This window comes from Micromonospora sp. NPDC003776 (assembly GCF_053605645.1).
The window spans coordinates 1-3,546 of record NZ_JBSGJR010000652.1 but is presented as its reverse complement, the minus strand read 5'-3'; the positions used below and the strand labels follow the sequence as shown (position 1 = coordinate 3,546).

1 protein-coding gene and 1 pseudogene are annotated in these 3,546 nt (G+C 77.7%); both read right to left on the bottom strand.

Annotated features, from left to right (window positions below):
• A pseudogene (locus ACWEVO_RS32685) lies at positions 1-1,441 on the bottom strand (FtsX-like permease family protein); the annotation flags it as partial.
• Positions 1,438-3,546 (bottom strand): ABC transporter permease (locus ACWEVO_RS32680; protein ID WP_452311301.1); only part of this gene is annotated, 2,109 nt, incomplete at its 5' end. The pseudogene ACWEVO_RS32685 and the gene ACWEVO_RS32680, both read right to left, overlap by 4 nt.

Sequence of the window (3,546 nt, the reverse complement as noted above, 5' to 3'; positions counted from 1 at the left end):
GCCACGGGTACGCGCGCAGCGCCAGCAGCGCCGCGGCGACCGCCAGCAGCACCGGCACCGACACCAGCAGCGGGTCCACCGTCCCGTCGAGGGTGAGCCCCCGCCGTCGCAGCAGGAACGCCCCGAGCACCGCCACCGCGAGCACGGTGGCCTCGACGGTGAGCCGGACCGTGGTGGCCCGGGCGGTGGTCAGGTCGGCCCGGCCGGTGCCGCCCCGGCCGGCGGTGAGCGCGGTGACCGGCGGCAGCAGCGTGGCCAGCACCGCGGCGAGCACCACCCAGCGCGGGTCGGCCTCGTTGCCGGGCAACAGCCCCCCGAGCAGCCAGCCGGCGGCGGCCGCCAGGGGCAGCACCAGCGCCGACTCGGTGAGCCCGCGGCGCAGTACCGCGCCGGTGGAGCCGCCCCGGGCGCGCAGCAGCCGGTACTCGGCCCGGCGGCGGCGCGCGGCGAGCCGGGCGGCGAGCAGGGTCAGGCCGGCCAGGGTGGCGAGCAGTCCGGCCGCGATGACGGCGAGCAGCGTACGGGCGGCGGCGAGCGACTCGGCGAAGCGTCGCAGCGGGATGTCGACGCCCTGGGTGAAGGAGAGTCCGGCCGGACGGGACCGCTCCATCACGGCCAGGCCCTCGACCGTGGCGGTCAGGTGCTCGGCGTCGACCCGGTCCGGGGCGACCCGGTAGCGCCACGAGAACCCGATCGGCCACTCGACGGACGCCATCGCCGCGAAGCCGGGCGCCGCGGTCACCCCGACCAGCAGGTACGGGTCGCCGTCCCCCTCGGGCTCGGTGAGCCGCAGCATGCTGGGCAGCTCGTCCCAGATCCCGCCGTGCGGGTCGACCGGCTTGAACACCCCGACCAGGACCAGTTTCCGGGTGACGACCGGGTTGTTGTCCTGGTCCAGGACGGCGATCCGGTACCGGCTGCCGACGCGCAGCCCGAGCGGCCCCGCGACGGTGTCGGCGAGCGCGAACTCCACCGACTTGTCCGCGGTGACCCCGGCCTCCGGCCAGCGGCCCTCGACCAGGGTGGCCGCGTCCCGGATGCCGTCCATGACCCGCAGGCTCAGGTCCAGCAGTCCCTGCTCCGGGCGGACGTCGCCGCCGGTGAGCCGGCCGAAGGCGGTGCGCGCGGTGTACCAGCGTTCGCCCACCGCCGCCCGGACCGCCGGCGGCATCCGCTCCTGGAGGGCGTCCAGCTCGCCCGCCCGGGCCGCCGCCGCGTTGCCGCCGATCTGGGGCAACGGCGAATCGGGGGCGGCGTAGGTGATGTCCCGGCGGGCCACCGGCTGGCCGGCCACGTACTCGCGCAGCCCCTGCCCGGTGAGGCGGTCGGCGACCCGCGGCACGCCGGTGATCAACAGCGCGGTGACCAGGGTCAGGACGGCGAGGAGCAGGAAGTGCCCCCCGTACGCCCGGACCCGCCGCAGAGCCGCGAACAGGCTCATCGTTCTCCCCCGATCCGGAGCTGCACCGCGGCCACCCGCTGGCGGAGGCCGGTGGTGATGACGGCGCTGAACAGCAGGGCGACCGCCAGCAACCCGAGCGCGGTCGCCCCGACCGGTGTCCAGGGCAGGGTGAAGGCCGCGTCCGGCACCGGTCGGCCGGCGGCCTGGGTGAGGATCACCAGCGGCACCATGGTGGCCGCGACGCCCGCGCCGACCAGCAGGCCGACGCCGACCCCGATGCCGGCGAGGAAGGCCTGCTCGGCCAGGAGCGCCCGGGCCAGCAGGCGCGGGGTGGCGCCCTGCGTGTGCAGCACGGCGAACTCCGTCATCCGGTGCCGGGCGGTGGCCCAGACGTCGACCGCGAGGCCGACCAGGGCGAGCAGCACCGAGCCGAGGGCGGCGGCGAGCAGCCCGGTCCGGGCGCCGCGCCAGTACGGATCCCGGGCGGCCTCCGCCTCGACCTGACGCCGGTCGAGCAGGGTGGTGCCGGGCAGATCGGCCAGGGCGGCCGCCGCAGCGCGGTGCTCCGCGGTGTCGGTACGCACCCACCACTCGGCCATCGACCGGACGGTGCCCTGCTGACGCAGCAGCAGGTCGGTGGCGGCGGGCAGGTCCAGCAGGAGGCCGTCGCCGGCGGTGCCGGGCACCGCCTTCACCTGGCCGACCACCTTGACCGGCAGCGTCACCCCGGACAGCGAGACCGACACCGTCTCGCCGGTGTGCAGGTTCAACGCCGCCGCCACGCCGGGCGTGACGAGGGCCGGCACCGGTGGGTCGTCCCCGACGGGCACCACGGCGAACCGGGCCGCGGGCTGCCGGCTGTACTCGCGCAGGCCCGCCGGCAGCTCGACCTTCAGGGTGCCGTCGACGACGCCCCCGGCCGCCGTGGCCCCGCCCTTCGGCCCCTGGCTGTCGGTGACCCGCCAGCGGCCGTCGAACGGCAGCGGCAACGCGGAACCGGCGGCGTCGGTGAGCCGCAGCCGGTCGATCCGCAGCCGGTAGCTGACCCCGACCGCTTCGCCGCCGTCGGCCTCGAACCCGGCCAGCCGCAGCGGGGCGCCACCCGTCGCGGGCAGCGGCACCGAGAACGACACCGGCCGGCCGGCACCGCCCCCCGTCGCGAGCGGCAGCCGCCAGGCGGACCCACCGTCGGTGGTGAGCAGCGCGTTCACGGCCACCTGCGGGGTCGTGAACGGCGTCTCGACCGGGGTGCGGACGGTGCCGGAGAGGGTGTGCGCGCCGGCCGGGAGGACGATCCCGGCGGCGGTGGGCCGCTGTCCGGCCAGCCGGTCGAGCAGCGCGGCGGTGGACGCCCCGCCGTCGGCGTCGTCCAGCCGGAGCATCCCGGTGGCCGCCGCCGCGTCGAGGCTCACGACGGTGGCGGGCCGGGAGTCCCGGCCGACCCGGATCTCGTCCCGCCAGGCCGGCAGCGCCCGGTCCACCCCGGCCGTCGCGGCCAACGCGCCCGCGCGGTCGGTGGGGGCGGCGCCGTTGCGCTCGGTCAGCCGCAGGTCGGCGCCGACCGTGTGCTGGGCCTGGTCCCGCTGCGACCGTTCCCAGGAGGCGACGAGCGACCAGGCGAGGGTGCTGGCGCCGACGGCGAGGGCGAGCAGCAGCACCGGGCCGGCGTGCGGCCGCCGACCGGCCTGCCACATGCCGAACATGGTGGCGGTCCACGGCCGGCGGTCGACGAAGCGTTCGGCGAACCGGGTCGTCGGGGGCAGCACCCGCAGGGCGAGGACGGCTCCGGCGAGCACGCCGAGGGTGGGCGCGGCGGCGAGCAGCGGGTCGATGCCGAGCTGGCCGCCCGCCCCCGCGAGCGGCGACGAGTACTGGCGCAGCTGGGTCCAGGCGAGCACCGCGAGGGCGACCAGGGCGAGGTCGACGCTGGCCCGCTGCACGGCCGCGGCCCGGGTGGGGCGGGACCGGGCCGCCATGTCGGCCACGTAGGTGCCGGCCCGGCGCAGCGCCGGCAGCACCATGGCGAGCAGGCAGCCGATCGCGGCGGCGCCGCGGCGATGGCCACGATGCCGAGCACCATCACCAGGTGGGCAGCGCCGATACTGCGGCCGAGCGCCGCCGGGTTCGACGACATAGCGACGGCC